Origin of the sequence: Arcicella gelida (assembly GCF_034931025.1) — a bacterium.
Classification (GTDB): Bacteria; Bacteroidota; Bacteroidia; order Cytophagales; family Spirosomataceae; genus Arcicella; species Arcicella gelida.
The window spans coordinates 41,656-63,027 of sequence record NZ_JAYGIL010000037.1; the positions used below are offsets into that span (position 1 = coordinate 41,656).

The window sequence follows — 21,372 nt, forward strand, 5'->3', positions numbered from 1 at the left end:
TTATGATTAACCTTTTAAAATCTTATAGCTAAACTGCTACAGGTGCTTTGATGCCCGGATAAGGATGATAGTTTTCTAACGTGAAATCTTCAAATTTAAAATCAAAAATACTTTTCACGGCAGGATTGATTTTCATGGTTGGTAATTCACGTGGTTCACGAGCCAACTGTGTGGCTACTTGCTCATAATGGTTTGAATAAATATGAGTATCGCCACCTGTCCAAATGAAATCACCTACTTCCAAATCGCATACTTGTGCTATCATCATTGTTAATAACGCATAAGAAGCAATATTGAAAGGTACACCCAAAAACACATCAGCCGATCGCTGATACAATTGGCAAGACAATTTATTATCGGCTACATAAAACTGAAAAAGTGCATGACAAGGCATCAAAGCCATCTCCGATAATTCTCCAACATTCCAAGCACTTACAATGATTCTTCTTGAATCGGGACTTTTCTTTAAAGTATCAATTACTTCTTTCAACTGGTCGATTACTTTACCATTTGGTGCTGTCCAACTTCTCCATTGTTTGCCATAAACTGGACCTAAATCGCCATTTTCATTTGCCCATTCGTCCCAAATACCTACTCCATTATCTTTTAAATATTTGATATTGGTATCGCCATTAATAAACCAAAGTAATTCATGGATAATCGACTTTAAATGTACTTTTTTAGTCGTCACTAATGGAAAACCTTCTTGTAAATTGAAACGCATTTGATAACCGAAAATACTGGTTGTACCAGTACCTGTACGGTCAGTTTTTTCTGTTCCGTTTTCAAGAATATGCTTTAAAAGCGTATGATATTGTTGCATTGTTACTTCTTTAAATTACTAAACTAAAACTGGTTCTATTTCGAAAGTATGCGTAATTTCAGCTGAACCGCTAAATTGTGCAGTTGCTGAACAATACTTTTCCATAGATAATTCAATTGCTTTTTTCGCTTTTTCTTCTACAATATTTCCTTTGAATTTGAAATGAATATTGATTTTGCGGAAAGGTGTCATTTCTGTCCCTTCAATTTTCACACGTTCGCCCGAAACAGAAATCTTTAAATCTTCAATTATTTGGCGTTGTTTTTTCATGATTAAAATCACGTCGATAGCTGTACAGCCACCTAAACCCATCAATAATAATTCCATCGGACGAGAACCCGCATTATGTCCACCAATATTTTCAGCAGCATCAATATCTACTGGTACTCCCGACATACCGTTTGCCTGAAAATGAAAGGCATCGTCTATTCTAACTAATTCTACTTGCATCGCTTTTGAGATTTATGAAATACTTAACTAAAGTATTAGCTAAGAGGATTTACAACTACAACTTTTCGAAAAAATATAAAGTTCAAAATTAGGCTTTTTTACTGATTACAAATACTCAAGAGAAGATTGAAATGAATTTGGACACAAATTCCATCAACAAATTCAAATTTTAGGACATTTTGTTTTCAGTTGCTGAATCGTTGGGAGTATCTTTGCAGTTCTATCTATTGATTTAATAGACTTAAAATTTGTTTTCAAAGAGTAAGAAAGAATTTCGCAATCCCAATTTCAAAATATGTCTTATTACCAAATCCAAAACATCAAACTTACTGATTTAGCTAATCAATTCGGAACGCCTTTGTACGTCTATGACGCTGACAAAATTATCGAAAAAATATCCATTCTTCGTGATTCTTTCAAGAATGTTAATCTCAAAATAAAATATGCCTGCAAAGCCAACACCAATTTGGCTATTTTGAAATTAATGCGAAAGCATGGTGTTGAAATTGATGTGGTTTCGCCTGAAGAATTACGTTTGGCGATGATGGCTGGCTACGAAGGCTCGCAAATTACTTTTACGCCAAGTGGTGTTTCTTTTGATGAAATCGAATTGGCGGCTGAATTGGGAACAAGAATCAATTTGGATAATTTGGACGTATTGGAAAAATTCGGACAACGTTTTGGTAATACCAAAGGTGCTTTGATTCGTTTGAAACCACACGTTTTTGGAGGTGGAAACGAAAAAATCATGACTGCGCATCCAGAATCTAAATTTGGTATTTCGATTCACCAAAAAGCTGAAATTTTGGCAATTGTTGAAAAATATGATATGAAAATTATCGGGTTACACCAACATACGGGTTCTGATGTAAAAAATGCAGATGCTTTCACTCAAGCTGCTAGTGCGATTTTGGAAATGGCTTTTAGTTTCAAAGATTTAGAAATTATCGACTTGGGCGGAGGTTTCAAAGTGGCTTACAAAGACGGCGACATCGTAACTGATATGCAAGAAGTAGGCGAAGTATTGAGCAATGCTTTCTTGGATTTCTCTAAAAAATATGGTCGTGAATTACAACTTTGGTTTGAACCGGGCAAATTTTTGGTAAGTGAAGCAGGTACTTTCTTGACGACTGCCAATACTGTAAAAGTTGACCCAATCAAAACTTTTGTATGTGTCAATTCTGGTTTAAATCACTTGGGGCGTCCGATGATGTATGGTTCTTATCATGATATTTTTAATGCTTCTAACGAAGATGAATCTGAACAAGACGAATACAGAGTGGTGGGTTATATCTGTGAAACAGATACTTTCTCATGGACTCCAGAAGGAAAACAAGGCGAACGTTTGATAAATAAAGTAAAGGCTGGAGACATCATTGCGATGAAAAATGCGGGAGCTTATTGTTTCTCGATGGCGTCACAATATAATTCAAGATTACTTCCTGCCGAAGTACTGATAATTAATGGTGAAGCAAAATTGATTCGTAAAAGAGAAACTTTTGATGATATTGTAAGAAATCTTGTGAGTGTAGAAGTATAAGTAAAACGGGATTTCATCCCGTAAAATAAAAATGGACGAGATGTAAATCCCGTCCATTTTTTTATCAAGAGTCGTAACTCAAACCATATTGTTTTAAAACTTCTTCTGGTACTCCTTCCCAATTGTTTGGTCTATTACCTACATAGCCAATATCATGATGACCCATTTCAGAAGAATAAAAACCAGAAGCCGTTAGGTTTCTCATCAAAGAAAAGAAATTCACCCCTTGCGATACTTCTGGTTTTGCCTGATTTGGATAAGCAATTTCATCTACTAAACTGATTTGCTCTTTTTGGGTACAAAGAATAAAAGTCTTTCCAAAACGCTTTATCGAAGCCGAATCTAACCAACGTAATCCTCCACGCATAGGCGTTTTAAAATTTGGTTGATCTTTTACGATAAATTCTATAAAAGCTGGTACTCCCGACTGGGAAGCACTTCCTGAATGCTCATCTGCAGGAATAATAATATCTGCCAATACCGTGATGGTTTTCATTTCATGGTCATTGAAGAATTTTTCTGCCAATAATTTAGCATCACGAGCTATTTCATCTTCTGTTCTACCATAATTATATTTTGGAACAGCGGGAGTAGTTGCTTTGGTAGTTTTTGGTTTAGGCTTTGGTCCTTGCAATAGCTCCATGGCTACTGATTCTTGGCTCACCACGGCCATACCCAATGATGAAAGCCCTATATTTTTTAAATAATCTCTTCTTTTCATAATAATAATTTGAAAATTTGATGATTTGGAAATTTGAAAATAGCAATTAATCAAGTAAAATTACTAATCAAGCATTGACTAGCATCTATGAGATAAGCTACATTTTATAAATTAAATTTCTGAATAACAGCACTTTAAATTAATAATCAATAACTCATAATTCTTACCTACAGATTTCCTTTCTTCTTTTCATTAATAATAAATTCTGAAGTACGAGCCGATAAAGCCAAGATTGTCCAAGTAGCATTTTTATCTCCTTGCGAAACAAAAGGTGCTGCATCCGCTACAAACAAATTCTTCACATCATGTGCCTGACAATTTGAATTCAAGACCGATGTTTTCGGGTCTTTGCCCATTCTGGCAGTTCCTACTTCATGGATAATTCTTCCTGGGTCGGCCAAACCGTAATTCGTACTTGCATCAGGTTTTTTACCTAATGGAGTTCCGCCCATTTCTGTAATTAATTGTTCAAAAGTATCCTGCATGTGTTTTGCTTGCTTGATTTCGTAATCTGACCAATTATAATGGAAACGCAATACAGGAATACCATATTTATCAACCACAGTTGGGTCAATTTCACAATAATTATTGTAATCTGGTATAGGTTCACCACGTCCCGCCATACCGATATACGCTCCGTAGAAACGACGATAATCTTCTTTCAAAGATGCACCGTAACCACCAGCCGCTTTTTTGATACCTTCACGAGTAGGGAATTTTTCATTGATGCCTTCAATGCCCCACCCAAAACCATAAGCAGGCATACCCATACCTCCGCCATATTCGATGTGATAACCTCTTGGGAAATCTAATTTTTTATTATCGCCCCACCACGGCGTGTAAACGTGCATGCCTCCTACTCCATCTTCGTTATAACGTTTTCTATCAAACAAAGCTGGAATAATTGCAGAACGAGATGCACCTGTAGAGTCATTAATATAACGACCAACGATACCGCTTGAATTAGCTAAACCATTCGGGAAACGTGCAGATTTTGAGTTTAATAACAAACGAGCCGTTTCACCAGCACTCGCTGCTAAAATTACAATTTTTCCTTTTACGACTTTCTCCGTCATTGTACGAGTATCCACATACGAAACACCCGTTGCCAAACCTGTTGTTGGGTCTGTTAATACTTCACGAGCCATTGCGTAGGTAATCAATGTACAATTTCCTGTTTTAATCGCAGGAATCATCAAAACTGATGAAGAAGAAAAATCGGCATAAGCCTGACAAGCTCTATTACACTGGCTACAATAAAAACACTGTCCACGGTCTTTATTAATAGGTTTGGTAAGGATTGAAAGGCGTGATGGAATCACAGGAATACCAATATTCGTTGCACTTTTCTTTAACATTAATTCGTGCAAACGGGGTTTTGGAGGAGGCAAAAAGTAGCCATCTGGGTCGTTTCTTCTTCCTTCGTTTGTGCCAAAAACACCAATCAATTTATCTACATAATCGTAATATGGTTTTACGTCATCATAACCAATTGGCCAGTCTTCGCCCAAACCGTCAATAGATTTTCTTTTAAAATCATCTGGGCCAAAACGTAAGGAAATTCTTCCCCAGTGATTGGTTCTTCCTCCTAGCATTCTTGAACGAAACCAGTCGAATTTTGTACCGTCTTTATGTGTGTAAGGTTCGCCCTCAATATCCCAACCACCATAAGCAGCGTCAAAATCACCGAAAGCACGAGTACTTGAAGCACCACGACGAGGAGACTCCCAAGGACTTTTTAATTGAGTAATATATTTTGGGTCGGCTGGGTCGTAATATTGACCTGCCTCTAGTACACAAACTTTTGCACCAGCTTTGGTAAGCTCGTAAGCTGCCATACCACCGCCCGCACCCGAACCAATGATGACAACATCATAAACTGTTGATTGTTCTTTAATTTGAAAGTCCAACATTTATAAATGATTTTTAGGTTGAAATGAATGATTGAATCGAAACTTGAAAGTAATCTTTTAAAACTTAGTTTATGTCCTTTTTTATGAGAAATCAATATTAAATCGTTTAAGGATTTTTATTTCCATACAAAAAACCGCATAAAAAGCAGAAAAACAGTCTAATTTATCTGAAAAACTACAATTACTTGCATTTATTGCAAAGATTTATTTAAAAGTATGCAAGAAAAGGAAATAGATTACTTTTAATAATGGAGAAGGAATTTCAAATTTTATTGTGTGATAGCTATTCATTTCAAATCCAGAAGTAACAAAATGATGATTTAAAATACAGAATTAGGCTTCAAGTTAAATCTGGAAAATATCTAAATATCAATTATTACTTCGGGATTGTTATTCAACTATTTTTGAAATCAAGCCTTTTTAAGCTTAAAATACTGTCCCGCTAATCCTGCGATTAAAAGTACCAATAATACTTTCACTACATTTTGAACGATAGGAGAATCTGGTCCATTAGCCAAAGGTTGACTGACTGGTAAACGTGAAAGGGTTTCATTTACAGCAGGAATTAATGAAAGAAAAACAGTAGTGGACATACTGAAAGTTTGAACATAAAGTGCTTTACTTTTTGCAAGTACTTTATCTCCTAAATAATACGCCAAAATCAATAAAAGAAGAATTAAAATCCCAATGGCATGTCCCGGATTGAACTTCCCCGTTTTGGAAAGCCAAAAAGATGAAATACAAGCAATTGCAGTAAGTACACTGTAATACTTTCCCAATTTGCCAAATGGTTTAATCAATCCTTCGCTAAATAATGCGATACCCGCAAAAATAAGGGCAATGATGGAAATAACTGTGTGGAAAATTCCGAGTTGTGATAGAGAGGCAATCATAAGAATAAGGTTTAAATTATGAAAAGGTTAACAAGTACGTTTTAATCAATTACTTTGTAAGCTCCCGCCACCATCTTTATATTTTCGACCATTTTTTGTAATTATACCTGCAATGACGAATATTATTAATCACTAAATCACTCATTCATTAAATCACAAATTACTTACCTCCACCATTCAGCAAATTCTTCATTTTTTGCTTGTTCTTCGTTCGATAAAAAGGCTTTAGCATAACTTTGCCAACCTTTATCAAAATATTTTTCGTTAGGATTAAACTCTCCTACCCCTAAATCAAAATCACATAAAATACTTGGCACTCTATAATCTGCCCAATTACAGATTCGTGATTTAGTAGAATTATACATCGTCCAAGTACCAACAAAAGCGTTATTAAAATAGCCATCCGAAAGTAAATTGACGTCATCATACTTCAGTTGGTTATCCTTATTGATGTACCATTTAGTCTGTACTTGTCCAGCAAAAACACCCGTATGAGGTTGATTTTTATTCTCAAAGAATTCATACTTTGCAATAAGAATTCCTTGCGTTTTGATGGCATCTTTCGCCTGATTATCTACGCCAAATTGCTCTCGCTTTGTTTCTTGAATTTTTTCTACGATAATTCTCCCGACAAAATCACAAACATTATTCTTTACATTCGATTTCCCATAAACTAAATACTCGTCTGGCTTATTCCTATTTTTAACTATCGTAAGAATTTTTACTTTAATACGCTGAAAATCATTTCCTAAAACACCCAATACATTGTAATTATCCGTTTTAGTCCATAAATCCGAAAAATCATTTTCAATCAATTGCGTAGTTTTATCATTAGTATCAATCTTTTCTCCATTCAAAATATCATTATGACAAGTATTTTGAGAAAAAGCTATTAATGAATGAACAATAAAAATTATGCTGAGTATTATTTTCATATTTCGAGAGTTCTTGGAATAATTTAATTGGTAAATCTTTTGTCAAGATAAGATTTATTTATCTTTTATCAAACCTTCAAAAACACTAAATAACACAATATCAATATGATAAGCCTTGATAGACCTCCAACAAAAATAGTCGCCCATAAAACAGACGACTATTTTGAATTTATCATATCTATGTGAACAGTATTTTCTATTTTTCATTAGCTTTCATGCCTAAATAAGTAGCGGCACTGATTCCCATCAATCCTAAAGTTTCATTCTCAAATACTGGAAATTGCATTTTATTATTTGATATATTTTCAAGGAATTCAACTAAGAAAACTACACTAAAAATTAGGTTAAAAATCAAGGCTTGATAACGATAAACGGTTATTCCAGTAGAATCTGAAAGAATATCTCTCAAAAAATGAGGAATTCGTTTTTTGAAAATATTCTGAGGAGTAACATCATCCGTTTTTTCATCATCATCTTTTGGTGTATCTATAATTCCGCCGATAGCATTTGTTCCTACGCCAATACTCAATAATACCAAACAAGTTGCGTTCAAATTGATTACTTCTTCATTCGCTCCGAAACCAATCACAAAGCATGCTCCAATGAGCGTTGTCCACCATAATCCTTGCGTTCTGGCAAAGCTATACATTTCAATTTTGCCATACTGTGGATGGTCAACTTCTGGGTCTTTTAGAATTTTGGTACTGTAGGACAAATAAATTGCTCCAAAGACTATCAGCAGCGCTAATACATTGCAAATGATATTCATGATATTATCTCAAGTTAAATTGGTTGATTAATTATAGCTTAAACATAACAAAAAAGCCAGCCCTTTAAAAGGCTGGCTTACAAATATTTATCTTATTTTTATTATTCGGTCAATTAGGCTTTACTCCACTTCCAATTTCCCCACATTTTCAAACTTAATCGCTCCTTCGTCATCTACTTCCATCATTACTACGGCATCTTTGTTGATGTAATTTCCGAGGATTTGTTTCGATAATTCGTTCAAGATTCTTCTTTGCATTACTCTTTTCAAAGGTCTTGCACCCATTGTTGGTTCATAACCTTCTTCGGCAAGTTTTACCAAAGCTTCGTCTGTACTTTCAAGTGTGATACCTTGTTCTTTCAAACGGTCTTGGATGTGTTTGAATTGAATTCTCACAATCTGACTCAAATTTTCTTTGGTCAAAGGTTCAAACATCACAATTTCATCCACACGGTTCAAAAATTCTGGTCTTACTACTTGTTTCAATAAAACCATTACTTCTTCTTTGGCTTTTTCCATCACGATATGGTTGTTCCAACCTTCCATTTCGCCCATTTTTTCTTGGATAATATGGCTACCAATGTTAGAAGTCATGATGATAATGGTATTCTTGAAATTAGCAATTCTACCTTTATTGTCCGTCAAACGACCGTCGTCTAATACTTGTAACAAAATGTTCCAAACATCTGGATGAGCTTTTTCGATTTCATCCAACAAAATAACAGAGTATGGTTTTCTACGAACGGCTTCGGTCAATTGTCCGCCTTCGTCATAACCAACGTATCCCGGAGGAGCTCCCACCAAGCGGCTTACCGCATGACGTTCTTGGTACTCCGACATATCAATTCTGACCATCGCATTCTCATCGTTGAACAAGTAATCTGCTAAAGCTTTCGCTAATTCGGTTTTACCAACACCCGTAGTTCCTAAGAAAATAAACGAACCAATCGGACGTTTGGGGTCTTGCATTCCTGCTCTTGAACGACGAACTGCATCCGAAATCGCTTCAATTGCTTCTTCTTGTCCTGCTACTCTTTTGCCCAATTCTACTTCTAAATGCAAGAGTTTTTCTTGTTCGGCACGCATCATTTTTGAAACAGGAACGCCCGTCCATTTTGCCACTACTTCGGCAATGTTTTCTGGTGTTACTTCTTCTTGCAACATCGGGGCTTCGCCATTTTTATCGACTGATTTTCCGCTTTGTAATTGTTTGAGCTTGTTTTCTGCTTCAACTAATTTACCATAACGAATTTCGGCTACTTTGCCATAATCGCCAGCACGTTCAGCTTGTTCAGCTTCTAATTTTAGGCGGTCGATATTTTCTTTTTCTTTGCGTACTTCGTCTAAGACAGATTTCTCACCTTCCCATTTCGCCATCAAGTTATTTTTCTTGTCGGTGAGTTCTGCCAATTCTCTGCTGATAATATTTTCACGCTCTACGTTATTTTCACGTCTGATTGCCTCACGTTCAATCTCCAATTGCATGATTTTACGTTTCAAAGCATCAATTTCTTCTGGCACTGAATCTATTTCCATACGCATTTTTGCAGCAGCTTCGTCCATTAAATCAATGGCTTTATCTGGCAAGAAACGGTCTGAAATATAACGACTTGATAACTCAACGGCTGCAATGACGGCATCATCCTGAATCCTTACGCCGTGGTGTAATTCATACTTTTCTTTGATACCTCTCAAGATAGAAATCGCATCGGTAATATCTGGTTCATCCACAATTACCATTTGGAAACGACGTTCCAAAGCTTTGTCTTTTTCGATATACTTTTGGTACTCTTTCAAAGTAGTTGCACCAATCGCATGAAGTTCGCCACGAGCCAAGGCTGGTTTCAATAAGTTGGCAGCATCCATCGCCGAATCTCCGCCACCACCTGCACCAATCAAGGTATGAATCTCATCAATAAACATGATGATTTCCCCTTCGGCATCGGTTACTTCTTTGATAACCGCTTTTAATCTTTCTTCAAACTCACCTTTATATTTTGCTCCAGCGATGAGTAAACCCATATCTAACGTATAAATCTGTTTAGATTTTAGGTTTTCGGGTACGTCGCCCATCACAATTCTTTGTGCCAAACCTTCTACGATGGCGGTTTTACCTACACCCGGTTCACCTACCAACATTGGATTGTTTTTGGTACGTCTTGATAGAATTTGTAATACTCTACGAATTTCTTCGTCTCTACCAATCACTGGGTCTATCTTTCCAGCTTTGGCTAATTCGTTTAGGTTTCGAGCATAACGTTCTAATGAACGATAAGTTGCTTCTGCGTTTTGGTCTTTCACGGTTGTGTTTCCTCTTAGTTCTTTGATGGCACTCTTTAATTCTTTCTCTCTGAATCCACTATCTTTCATCAAACTTGCCACAGAATCTTTCCCTAAAAGGATGCCCAATAATAATAATTCTATGGATACAAATTCATCCGAAAACTCCTTTAATAAACTTTCTGCTTTGGTAAAGGCAGCGGCAGCGTCGTTGGCTAAATAAGGCTGACCTCCGCCAGAAACTTTTGGATAGGCGTTTACAATATTTTCAAGTTTAGAAGAAAAAAGTGCTTGATTTACATTCAATTTTTTCATCAAAAACTCCGAAGTATTCGGCTCTTCGTCGATAATGGCTTTTAGCAAATGTCCCGTTTCAATGGCTTGTTGTCCATTGGCTGAGGCAATCGAAGCAGCGTGTTGGATTACCTCCTGAGTCTTGGTTGTATATTTATTAAAATTCATTGTGTAAAATGATTTTTATATTTTCAATCACTGATAGACTTTGTTTAACAAAAGCCAAGCCAAGTTGTTTTTTCGGAAATAATGGCTGATTTTTCTGCGAATAGCTGATTTTTATAAGCCAAAATGACTGTTTTTGAGACTTTAGGACTTTAAGATTGGAGGACTTTAAGATAAAAGAGACAAGATACAAGAAGCAAGAGTTTTGGAGTTTGGGACTTAAAGATTTCAGCCATTGTCGGTATTTTCATGAGGTCGTCAAGACCAATTAGGCGGGCGAGAGCAACGAGCCAATGACGATAACATCTTATATTATTAGTGTAGCGGCAAACCCTTGCGGTTGCCGTTTTACCTACAAATGGCAACCGCATAGGTTTGCCATTATCATCATCTTACTTCCAACGACAAAAAAAGGGAAAATCACACTCTTAGTTTTTCTTATTCAATTGATAACACAAAACTACTACACCAGATTTTAATGGAGTAACGCTGATTAAGCTTAGTTTTTGATGATACTCCAACAAATCAAAAATCCTTAGCCCTTTATTAATGAGTACTGGCGTAACGAATAAATAAAACTCGTCAATATGTCCTCCTGCGATGAGTGATGCCACAAAACTTGCTCCGCCATATACCAAAATATCTTTGCCTGCTTGCTTTTTCAAATTGACAATTTCCTCCGCCAGATTTCCTTTGGCTAAAGTAGTGTTTTTACCAAAGGGAGAATCTAAAGTTTTGGTAAAAATCACTTTTGGAATATTCACCATCTTTTGGGCGAAATCATACTTATTATCCTCGGGCTTAAATCCTTCAAAATGTGGAATAAAAGCCTCAGACATCTTTCTCCCAATCAATAAAGTATCAGAAGTATCTGCCAATTCATTGATTAATTGCCAGCCTTTTTCGTCTGGATACCAAGACCAGTCTTCGTTACCGTCAGGCGTTGCTACGAATCCATCAACTGAAAATCTCATTTGTAATTTTAGCTTTCTCATTGTGCTTTGTTTTTACAAATGTAGCTTAAAAGGGCTTTTCATAAAGGCCTCGATGCGTCAATCTAGGGTCTAATTACGACATTTTCAAGCTGTTATATTATCATCAATAGGAATTTTACCTTCTTTTAATTCTATCCAATTTCATTTTAATAACTAAAGTTGAGTCAGGAGAAACATTGGGTGGATAACCTTTTCTTTTCACTAGAAAATGAGGAGCGGTTAGTTCTCTAATTTCCCCAACTCGCATACCTCTTAATCCTTCGTCCACTGCGGCTGTCGCTTGATTACCGCCAATCAACACTTTTACAGGCGATTTTGAATTATAATTTGAATATAGAACAGTGCCATTTCTATAGCTTGTAGTTTCATAAATAAAAACTTCATCTCCAGCTTTGGCTTTAATGCCAGTTCCTTTTTCTACAATACGATATTGTAATCCTGATTTTGTCGTAACAATGTTATCCGAACAGCTCGTTAATATTAAGAGTAAAAATATTATTGCAAATGGTTTCATGAATTCATTTATATTTTGTTGTTGTGATGATACTGATTCAGCATTTTGTAAATACTAAGATTTGTAAACTTCGAGAAGCCTGAAACTAATCGAAAGACGTTCTTAGCCATTATTATATCTTTTTTTGTATTTGCCAATAATGCCCAAAAGGGTCTTGAATTGTTCCTTGTCGATAGCCATATTCATAATCTTCTGCGGGACTGATTTCTATTGCACCCGCCATGATTGCTTGGTTCATTACAGCATCTACATCTGGCACAAATAAACCAATGCAACAAGTACAGCCATTGTGTTTATCAGGAGAGAAGAATTTAATAGAAGTAATTTCATGAACATGAAAAATAGCACCGTCAATACAAAACTCTGCTACATGAATGCTACCATCTTCATTTCTAAAACATAGATTCTCTGTTGCACCAAAGGCATTTTCATAAAAGGAAATGTCTTTTACTCCATTATTGATATAAAGTTCTGGAGCGAAAAAAGTATTAGTAGCATTCATGTTATTAGTTCTTTTAGAAAGACATTAGATTTTTATACAACAGTAATAATATTGTGATTCAGAGAAGTGCGTGTACTTAATGCTTTCTCACATTAGTTGAATAAAGCCTATTCTCTACATAAATCACAAAAACGATTCCAAACGTATAGGCAATTAAATCAATCCATTCAAACGATGTCCCTATAACAGTTCTAGCTAATTTTGAATGCCCTAAACCAATTTTGGTAACAATATCAAAGTATTGCAAAACCTCTAACGTAAAAGAAAAAACTAAAACAGCTATAGCTATTTTAAGAAATGGAGTATCTACAAATGACTTTACAAAACAATAAATCAGTATGACCACTAAAAAGTCACCAAAATAAGGGCGAATGAATTGGTCATGAACGAACATCGCAATAAGTACTTCAACAACAAATAACAAAATTGCTATGATAAAATACTTCCAGTTAAATTTCAGGATACTGCTCATTGATAACAGTTTACAATTTCTTAAAACTTAAATTTAGCAGTTCAACTCCACTATTTGCCAAACTGGTGCTAGCTAGTCTTTTTGCTATTTCTTTATCAGTTTATATCTTAAATGGGTTGTCAAGTCTGACGGTGTTACCTCTTCAATTTGTATGTCATATTTGTCTTTGTCAATACCTTCAAAGAGTCTGATACCACTTCCTAAAAAAACAGGTGCAATATGAATAAAAAACTCGTCAATAAGTCCTGCGTTTAGAAATTGCTGAATTGTGTTTGCACCACCTTGTATTCTTACGTCCTTTCCTTTTGCTGATTGTCTTGCTTTGTCTAAGGCACTTTCTATTCCATCATTTATGAAGTAAAAAGTTGTCGTTCCTTCTTGAACCCAAGGTTCTCTCTTTTCGTGTGTTAGTACATAAACGTCAGTTTTGTATAGGTTATTTGGCCAACTGGCTTCGCCTTCTTCAAACATACGTTTTCCCATAATGAATGCACCAGTTCGTTCAATTGTTCCCCTAATAAATTCCCCATCAGGTCCATCTTCTTCGCCTCCTTCAAATCCTAAATATTCCCAAAATGCTTTTTGATTAAACATCCAAGAATGAATTTGTCCTGAAACACCACCCATAGGATTTTGGGGACTTCTGTTATCTCCTGCAAAAAAACCATCAAGAGATATTCCACTGTCGAAAATTATTCTACTCATATTTTCTTATCTGTAAATTAGGAGTTCTTGTTTGTTACCATTAACTAGCAAATCTTTAATAGAAGTAATCAGCCAACGTATCTCCAAACCAATGTTTTAGACTGTAGCTGTTTTTTTGCATTTTTAAGGTATTTTTGAATTTGTTATTTTTCACAAATTTCCTTCAACTTATCGAGTGCTTTGGGGTAGCTCTCGTTCATATAATCTACAAAATCTTCTGCGGTGTCTAAGTCAACAATAACGGTTGTAGTCCCATTGTTTTCTTCGAAAGTATAATTTTCAAATCCGTTTGCCCATTTTTCCACTTCTGATCCTTCCGTAATTTCTTGGTCAGCTTTTAAAAGACCATAATGTTGAATCGAAACAAACTGGTTGGGAATGTTTTCTGCTATTTTAGAAACCATCCCTCCTTTTTCTCCATTCTCATCTACACCAACAAATAGCATTTTATTTCCCTTGTCCCAACTTCCTTCATAGGTAGATGTTGGGTTAAACAAAGAAGTCCATTCTTCATAAGTTGATTTATTGTTAATACCAAGCATAAAATCATATATCTTGGTCGCAGGAGCATTGATGCTTACTTTGAATTGTAACTTTTCCATACTATTAAATATCGTTTAAATTAATATTTCAAGTTACTATTTTCCATCATACTTTGCAATCGTTTAACATAACCTCAAACTATCCCTAAGCTATCCCACGACTCCTCTACTGGTTCAAGCCTGTGGTTTGGACTTTTAAATTATTTCAGTTTGAAACTGAAATATTCTATTTTAGCACAAGTGACGCTTTGCTTAACAATGCAGCAGTAAGTGTTATTGATTTCTAATAAAATCCAAGATTAATTTTTATACTTTCTGAATAACTTCTTCCCGAAGTAATATTTGTATTTTTAGTATCATTCAGCGTAATGATATATTTACTGTTGAAATATTTTTGTGCTTCTTTGATATAATCTTTGTTCAGAATTATTCCTCTATGAATGCGTAAAAAATTATCGGGTAACTTGTTCTCTAAACTTGCAATCGTTTCTGTACTTAAAAACGTTCCCATTTCTGAATGGATGCTTGTATAATTACTATCAGCTTCAAAAAAGGATATATCTTCCAGTTTTATAAAAATGATTTTATCGTTTTTTTTAACCGTGATAGAAGTCATTTTTTTATGTTCTTTTCTATTGGTAATCTCTTTTAACACTTTTAAGATTTCATCGGAAGAACTTTTGATATGAAAGCTTTTTAATTTCTGAACGGTTTTTTCAATACGTTCTAATTTAACTGGTTTAATTAAATAATCAATACTGTTGGTTTCAAAAGCTTCTAAAGAATATTGATCGTAAGCCGTGCAAAAAATAACCATTGGAATAGTTTTTAATCGTGCCAATAATTCAAAACCTGTACAACCCGGCATTTCAATATCTAAAAAAATAATATCTGGATTTAATGCTTCAATTTTTTGTTGTGCTTCCGTTCCGTTTTGTGCAGAGTCAATAACATCAAAAGTCTCAGGAAATTCTTTTAGTAAATTAAGCAACCCTAGTCTGGCTGGTGCTTCATCGTCGATAATGATGGTGGAATAGCGTTTGTTCATTTTATAAAGTTTCTGGAATAGTAATAACAATCATTTTTTCGGGTGTATTTGTCCAATTTAAAGTAGCTGTGTCTCCATACGTCAATCGTAACAAATCAAAAACCGTTTGTAAACCATGACCACTTAATAAACCTTCAGGAAAGTCAGGACCATTGTCGCTTACTGCAATAGTTATTTCATTGTGTTCTTTGGCAATTTTTAGACCAATTTTGCCTACGCCTTCGTTTCTTGAAATCCCATGTTTCACGGCATTTTCAACCAATGGCTGAATTAAAAATAAAGGGATTTTATGGTTTTCTAAATCTTTATCTACCGTTACAGTAAATTGCAAACGCTCACCAAAACGAATTTTCTCAATGTCTAAATAGGTTTTTACCATTTCCACTTCATCATGAACGGTACTCGTTTTTTTATCTTTTCGGTTGATGGAATATTTAAACAAATCCGATAAGGAATGAGCCATTTTTTGGGTTTTCTGAGCATCTACTGGTGCTAAACTGGCAATCGAATTTAAAGAATTATACAAAAAATGAGGATTTATTTGGGATTGTAACGATTTTAATTCGGCTTTTGCTTTTAGTTCTCTTAAATTGGCAAGCTTTGTTTCATTTTCGATAATCAAATTTCGTTCTTTAAAAATAAAGTAACCTATTAATGCTCTTAGCGATGCAATTGCCATCAACAGTAAAAATATTTGTGATAAAGCTAAATAATCTTGTTGGTAATTAAGTTTATTTTTCATGATAAAAAATAAAATAAACAAACATCCAAAAGGCAAAAATCCCGTTGATAAAAAGATTAATCCAGTCTTTGCCAATAAGTTTTTTACTGTTTTTTGAATTTTCAACTCAATAAAACGAAACAAATAGAGAAAAGGAAATAAAATTGCTAGCAATAATGTGGTTGATGAGAGTGGCTTACTTCTGTATATGTGAGTATAGTCAGAATCATCTGATATCGTTAAAAAATCATAAAAAGAAATACAGAATACGATTATTATATCTACAAAAAGCAATGCTATTACAGCTACAATACCAAACTGAAGCCAATCTTGCTTTACTTTAATACTTACTGATTGATATATTTTATGAATAAAAAACAGACCTAATAATATTAAAATAAGTGCAGGTAAAAATATAACAGCAACTGGGTTTTTTACCCACCATAAAGAAGTATCTCTACTTGAAATTTTAGCATCTTCTATCTTTTTTAATACACTTTCTTTAAATTGACTTTCTGCTTTTACCAGTCTTTCTTCGAAGCCTTTTTTGTAAACTTCTTTAATAATTGCCTGATCTTCATCAGTCAAAGGAATATTTTCATTTGAAAAATCAGTTAATGGATTAAAAATACTGTTCCTTATTTCTCTTGCTCGAACGTAAGTAAACCCAGACCCAACTAATGAACGTGCAATTTTTGACTCTAAAGATTTTCTAATTTCTAAATCCGTTTTGTCAATTTTATAAATGTAAAGTTCTCCATTGCTATAACCATTGCCATTTATACTGCTTAAACGACTATTTAAAACATGATGTTTCCCTGGTTCTTCATATACATTTGTATCTGAAAACTTAATGATAAAATTGGGGTTGTCTGATGTTGAAAATTGGATTGATATAGTTTCGGTTAAAGCATCTAACTTTTTTAAGATGTTACCGATAGCGATAGAATCACTTTTAGTATAGTTTCCTTCTAAACGAACACAAATATCAATTTCCCATTTTTCTAATGTGTTGTTAAGCGTAGATTTCATTTCTACAATCTCTTCCCAAGGTTTTGCAGGAAGCTTTTCATGGTCTTGAGAAAAACAAGTCGTTCCCCAAATGAGGAAGACAAATAAGTAGCGTAATTTTTTCATGGTTGTAAATTTAAATGTTTATGCCACAAAAGAACTATAATAGTTGTTTGACAAAAACAAGTTTCTTGCAAACTGCACAATAGAGATGTAAACTGCATTTAAACCCAAAAACGCCACAAAGAAAGAACTTTGTGACGTTTTTGATTTTGAAATTATAAGGAAAAATATTTCGTGATATAGCAAATTTTTACCAAAACTATTTTAATTGCTTTAACGCTAATTTTCTTACTTCACTGTTGCTATCATTTAAAGCAACCGTTGAAAGCGTTGATTGAATTGTTAGTTTACTGACAGCCAACTTTCTTATTTCAACGTTATCCTCATTCAAAGCCACAGTAGCAAGTGTCTGCTGTTCTGTTAGTTTCTCTACGGCTAATTTTCTCACTTCAATATCTTGTTCATTTAAGGCAACTGTTGAGAGCGTTGATTGAATTGTTAGTTTACTGACAGCCAACTTTCTTATTTCAACGTCTTCGTCGTTTAAAGCCACTGTGGCAAGTGTCTGCTGTTCTGTTAGTTTCTTTACTGCTAATTTTCTCACGTCAATATCTTGCTCATTTAAGGCAACCGTTGAAAGCGTTGATTGAATTGTTAGTTTACTGACAGCCAACTTTCTTACTTCAACATCTTCGTCGTTTAAAGCTATTGTAGAGAGTGTCGATTGATTTGAAAGCCCTTCTATTTCAATCTCACTTTCTTTACTCCCACTATCGTTTAAGGCAACTGTTGAAAGCGTTGGGTAATGTTCGTCATTATTAGACTCAATATTGATTACATCAGAATTTGTTTTCACTTCTTCATATCTTCTTGCTAAGCAAGAAGTTAGTGATAGTGTAGTTAATAAAATTAAAATTGTTCTTTTCATGGTAATATATGTTTAAGGTTTGATTTTCTCTTCATTTATAGTGTAAGCTCTAATGGTTCAAGCCTGTGGCTTGGTCTTTAGATTGTGTTTTTAATACTTATCACCAACGGTATTAAATCATCTTCTTTTCAAAAGAAGTATTCTGTTTTATGCAGTAACGCTATGCTTTACAATGGTAGGGCAAAAATGAATAATGGTTATTCTTTGGTATTCCCTATGTTTCTAAAAAGCATGATAAATGCAACGCCAAAAAATAATCGATAAATAATAAATGCGTAAAAAGGAACATCAAATGATAGAACTTCATACGATGCTTTTGGCTTGATAAAAGCGTAAATTACTTCAAGCAAATAAAATAAACCGAGTATCAAAAAAACGTATTTAAAATTCTTCATGATTATATCTTTTGTTTAAAACCCAAAAAAGTTAATTTGATTCGTATTAAAAATGTCCATAATCTTGCTTTACAGTGCAGTCTGAGAAGCATTCTATTTTTTAAATAGATTTTTGTTGTTCATTATTAGTCCACAAATTGAAGAGACAAAGCCGAGAATGTAAATAATGTAAATAATTGACTGAAAGGGTTCATCAAAATTTAAAATTGCGACATCAAATTTTTCGAATAATTTTTTCCCAGAAATGATGGCAATAATTACGAAAAAAAAATTTAAACCTTTTTTAGTTTCCATTTGTGTAATTGTCTAAATGTTAAAGTGTCTATAGGGAATTCTATCCTCCTCAGCGACGTGATTTTATTTCTTTAATAATTTCATTACCAGCATTAATTCTTTTTACAAATGAATAAACCAACCAAATAATTATTCCTGTTAAGATGTAGCTAAAACTATCTTTCATGGCATAAATGAGTAACAGAATGATGGTAACCAGTAAGCCAATGCTGATTAACGTGTATTTAGTGTTTTTGGTAGAAGGAATTGTGTCATCCAACCTTCTTTTTTCAGCATAAAGCTCATCCACAGTCATTTCTGATAATTTCTTTTTTGCATTCATTTTACATTGCTACGTTAAAAAAGTTTATCAATTCGGTAATGTTAAATTTGAATCAAATTTTTGTATTAAGAGGCTGCGTGAAAAATACTTAGAGTAGCGGGCGTAATTAAATATTTATCTAAAATGGAACATCAAAATTATTTATATTCATTTCTTCTTTATGCTCAAAATAGTTTCTTTGAACAGCATTATAAATGATTTCTGATATTTCTGAAGGCAGGTCTAATAAATTTTCTTGTATATCATCTTTAATTTTTACTTCTTTGGGATAATTTGAATAGGTAAATGCAGAAACTTCAATAAATCCTCTTATTTCATATCTTTTTAAAACACTTGAATAATTTATTGATAGAACTCTGCTAATATCATTTATTTTTTCCCATTCTTTAATACTGGCTATTTCATCACTTTCTTTCCATCCAGTCATCAATTTGAATCTTCCAGTTTCAATAATATAGTGCAACAATATAAGTTCATCATCTTTCACTTTCTTTGAATTTATGAAGTCCAAAAATTTACTATATAAACCTATTTTACTTATTTGTAAATTACGATTTGTAGCTTCAGATTCTGAATTAGCTTCTGGCGTTTGAATCATTAAGCCTTTTTCTATAGGAGGAACTTGGAGTACTTCATGAATTTTTTTTGTAGAATTTTCTATATTTTTGACTTCCTTAATGAATTTTTCTACGCTTTGTGAAATTAGTATTGAATTCTTTGTTAATTCAAAATATTCTGAAAGTACTTGTACAAAAGATAAAATCCTATCATTTTCGTTTATGTAGAAACCTATTTCTCGTGGATCCAAAGCGCCACTTTGAAATTCTTTACTCGATAAATTAAAATTGGGTGTAAAAACAGAAGCGTGCTGATTTTCTATAATCCAAGCTGCTCCCATTTCATTCAAGCAAGCAACACTTTCATAATATTCTTCTGAAAGTAAATAAATCACAAAAGGCTTTTCACTAATTTGAGACTTCAACCAATTGAAAATATTCTGTCCAACAGGTATGCCATAAGCGATGTTACTGGTGAAAATTATTTCATTTTCTTTTATCCCCAAGCTTCTTAGTAATTCAACTAATTTTTCTCCGTAATTTTTGTTTTTAGATGAATGAGAGATGAATATTTTCATTTGTTCTAAGTGGTCTTGTTATTTACAAATATCTAATAATATCTATATATTGAATTTTTATATTAATTATTGTTTTTACAATTTATATCTTGTGAGGCTATTCTTTATTCTCAATTACAAAGGTCAAGCTTTTAGGCTTAACACACACGAGCTACAGTAGGTAAACAAATTCTAATAACAAAGGAAAATTAACTAATAACTTTACAAATAAATAGTAATGGCTATTGTTTTACACTGTTGTGTCAATAGATTTCACCAAAATATTTAAACTATTTTTTAAGTCTCTTATAACAAATTTTAGAATAAAAGAGCTTGAAACTGTAAGCAAACCTAAAATCACCAAAGTATATTCTAAAACTATATTTGAACTAAGCACTCTTATCGCACCCCAGACAACAGATACACCAAGAAAAATACATGTCGGTATGGTAGCTGAAAAAAAATCATATTGGTATTGCGTTTCCTCATAACGCTTAATCAAGTACTGGTTATTTTCTTGAGATATTTTAATAAAATTAAAAATCTCGTCACTTGAAGTTTTGCTTATTGGGAAAATGTAAGTTTTACTCAAATGAATAACAATACTACCAATTACATAAGAAAAAATTAAAACTGGGATTGTTACAATGGCTGTCCAAGTTTTAGTATTTGAAAGATTTTCAACAAAGGGATAAATATTGTAAAAACCACATGTAAAAAGAAATATTGAAACAATCCACAACGAGCCAATTGCGAGCTTTGAAGTAAAGATATCTATATTAAATTTGTCCATACAATAGTTATTGGTAGTTAAAAAATTTAAGAGAACTCAAACTAGTCGTAGGCGACACTATCCCTAATTTTGTGTAAGTTGTTTTTTGTATTGATTATTTGTTTTTGATTCTTTGGTCAAAAATAAGGTAAAATTGGTTGATAATAATTCCCCAGTTATGAATGGGTTTA

General features: G+C 33.7%; 23 protein-coding genes. 1 reads left to right on the forward strand and 22 read right to left on the reverse strand.

The window, feature by feature from the left end:
- Positions 1–28 precede the first annotated feature (28 nt).
- On the reverse strand, positions 29–823 hold the full coding sequence (locus VB776_RS21410; protein WP_323698914.1) for a thymidylate synthase: 795 nt from the start codon (positions 821–823) through the stop codon (positions 29–31).
- Between the two features lie 18 nt (positions 824–841).
- Positions 842–1,273, reverse strand: coding sequence for an OsmC family protein (locus VB776_RS21415; protein WP_323698915.1), 432 nt, complete (start codon positions 1,271–1,273; stop codon positions 842–844).
- Between the two features lie 295 nt (positions 1,274–1,568).
- On the opposite strand from VB776_RS21415, the gene lysA reads away from it, so the two are divergent.
- Positions 1,569–2,813, forward strand: coding sequence for a diaminopimelate decarboxylase (gene lysA, locus VB776_RS21420; protein WP_323698916.1), 1,245 nt, complete (start codon positions 1,569–1,571; stop codon positions 2,811–2,813).
- A 64-nt stretch (positions 2,814–2,877) separates the two neighbouring features.
- Here lysA and VB776_RS21425 read toward each other — a convergent pair whose 3' ends face one another.
- From VB776_RS21425 to VB776_RS21520, 20 genes are all read right to left on the reverse strand, one after another.
- Positions 2,878–3,534 (reverse strand): gluconate 2-dehydrogenase subunit 3 family protein, encoded by a 657-nt coding sequence (locus tag VB776_RS21425; RefSeq protein WP_323698917.1) that lies wholly within the window; start codon positions 3,532–3,534, stop codon positions 2,878–2,880.
- 167 nt (positions 3,535–3,701) lie between these two features.
- The gene (locus tag VB776_RS21430) at positions 3,702–5,447 is read right to left on the reverse strand and encodes a GMC family oxidoreductase (protein ID WP_323698918.1); all 1,746 of its coding nucleotides are present in this window, start codon (positions 5,445–5,447) and stop codon (positions 3,702–3,704) included.
- A gap of 410 nt (positions 5,448–5,857) precedes the next feature.
- Positions 5,858–6,340: a hypothetical protein gene (locus VB776_RS21435; RefSeq protein WP_323698919.1), complete on the reverse strand. Its 483-nt coding sequence runs from the start codon at positions 6,338–6,340 to the stop codon at positions 5,858–5,860.
- Positions 6,341–6,504: 164 nt separating this feature from the next.
- A complete protein-coding gene (locus tag VB776_RS21440; RefSeq protein WP_323698920.1) occupies positions 6,505–7,275 on the reverse strand; it encodes a hypothetical protein in 771 nt (256 codons plus the stop codon).
- A 196-nt stretch (positions 7,276–7,471) separates the two neighbouring features.
- Positions 7,472–8,044 (reverse strand): hypothetical protein, encoded by a 573-nt coding sequence (locus tag VB776_RS21445; RefSeq protein ID WP_323698921.1) that lies wholly within the window; start codon positions 8,042–8,044, stop codon positions 7,472–7,474.
- A 120-nt stretch (positions 8,045–8,164) separates the two neighbouring features.
- The gene (clpB, locus tag VB776_RS21450; RefSeq protein WP_323698922.1) at positions 8,165–10,786 is read right to left on the reverse strand and encodes an ATP-dependent chaperone ClpB; all 2,622 of its coding nucleotides are present in this window, start codon (positions 10,784–10,786) and stop codon (positions 8,165–8,167) included.
- A gap of 425 nt (positions 10,787–11,211) precedes the next feature.
- On the reverse strand, positions 11,212–11,778 hold the full coding sequence (locus tag VB776_RS21455; protein ID WP_323698923.1) for a dihydrofolate reductase family protein: 567 nt from the start codon (positions 11,776–11,778) through the stop codon (positions 11,212–11,214).
- A gap of 115 nt (positions 11,779–11,893) precedes the next feature.
- Complete coding sequence (locus VB776_RS21460; protein ID WP_323698924.1) at positions 11,894–12,292, reverse strand: FKBP-type peptidyl-prolyl cis-trans isomerase; 399 nt, start codon at positions 12,290–12,292, stop codon at positions 11,894–11,896.
- 112 nt (positions 12,293–12,404) lie between these two features.
- Entirely contained in the window at positions 12,405–12,794 is a 390-nt protein-coding gene (locus tag VB776_RS21465) for a VOC family protein (protein WP_323698925.1), read from the reverse strand.
- Between the two features lie 76 nt (positions 12,795–12,870).
- On the reverse strand, positions 12,871–13,266 hold the full coding sequence (locus VB776_RS21470; RefSeq protein ID WP_323698926.1) for a ribosomal maturation YjgA family protein: 396 nt from the start codon (positions 13,264–13,266) through the stop codon (positions 12,871–12,873).
- 84 nt (positions 13,267–13,350) lie between these two features.
- Positions 13,351–13,971: a dihydrofolate reductase family protein gene (locus VB776_RS21475; protein ID WP_323698927.1), complete on the reverse strand. Its 621-nt coding sequence runs from the start codon at positions 13,969–13,971 to the stop codon at positions 13,351–13,353.
- A gap of 143 nt (positions 13,972–14,114) precedes the next feature.
- Positions 14,115–14,573: an SRPBCC family protein gene (locus VB776_RS21480; RefSeq protein WP_323698928.1), complete on the reverse strand. Its 459-nt coding sequence runs from the start codon at positions 14,571–14,573 to the stop codon at positions 14,115–14,117.
- 223 nt (positions 14,574–14,796) lie between these two features.
- The gene (locus VB776_RS21485; RefSeq protein WP_323698929.1) at positions 14,797–15,561 is read right to left on the reverse strand and encodes a LytR/AlgR family response regulator transcription factor; all 765 of its coding nucleotides are present in this window, start codon (positions 15,559–15,561) and stop codon (positions 14,797–14,799) included.
- Between the two features lies 1 nt (position 15,562).
- Complete coding sequence (locus VB776_RS21490; protein WP_323698930.1) at positions 15,563–17,419, reverse strand: sensor histidine kinase; 1,857 nt, start codon at positions 17,417–17,419, stop codon at positions 15,563–15,565.
- 196 nt (positions 17,420–17,615) lie between these two features.
- Positions 17,616–18,284 (reverse strand): HEAT repeat domain-containing protein, encoded by a 669-nt coding sequence (locus tag VB776_RS21495; protein WP_323698931.1) that lies wholly within the window; start codon positions 18,282–18,284, stop codon positions 17,616–17,618.
- 197 nt (positions 18,285–18,481) lie between these two features.
- The gene (locus tag VB776_RS21500) at positions 18,482–18,679 is read right to left on the reverse strand and encodes a hypothetical protein (RefSeq protein WP_323698932.1); all 198 of its coding nucleotides are present in this window, start codon (positions 18,677–18,679) and stop codon (positions 18,482–18,484) included.
- 93 nt (positions 18,680–18,772) lie between these two features.
- A complete protein-coding gene (locus VB776_RS21505; protein ID WP_323698933.1) occupies positions 18,773–18,973 on the reverse strand; it encodes a hypothetical protein in 201 nt (66 codons plus the stop codon).
- 49 nt (positions 18,974–19,022) lie between these two features.
- Positions 19,023–19,295 carry a hypothetical protein gene (locus VB776_RS21510; RefSeq protein WP_323698934.1) on the reverse strand — a complete coding sequence of 91 codons (273 nt, stop codon included), beginning with the start codon at positions 19,293–19,295 and terminating at the stop codon, positions 19,023–19,025.
- Positions 19,296–19,413: 118 nt separating this feature from the next.
- On the reverse strand, positions 19,414–20,430 hold the full coding sequence (locus VB776_RS21515; protein WP_323698935.1) for a toll/interleukin-1 receptor domain-containing protein: 1,017 nt from the start codon (positions 20,428–20,430) through the stop codon (positions 19,414–19,416).
- 229 nt (positions 20,431–20,659) lie between these two features.
- Complete coding sequence (locus VB776_RS21520) at positions 20,660–21,202, reverse strand: hypothetical protein (protein ID WP_323698936.1); 543 nt, start codon at positions 21,200–21,202, stop codon at positions 20,660–20,662.
- Between the last annotated feature and the right edge of the window lie 170 nt (positions 21,203–21,372).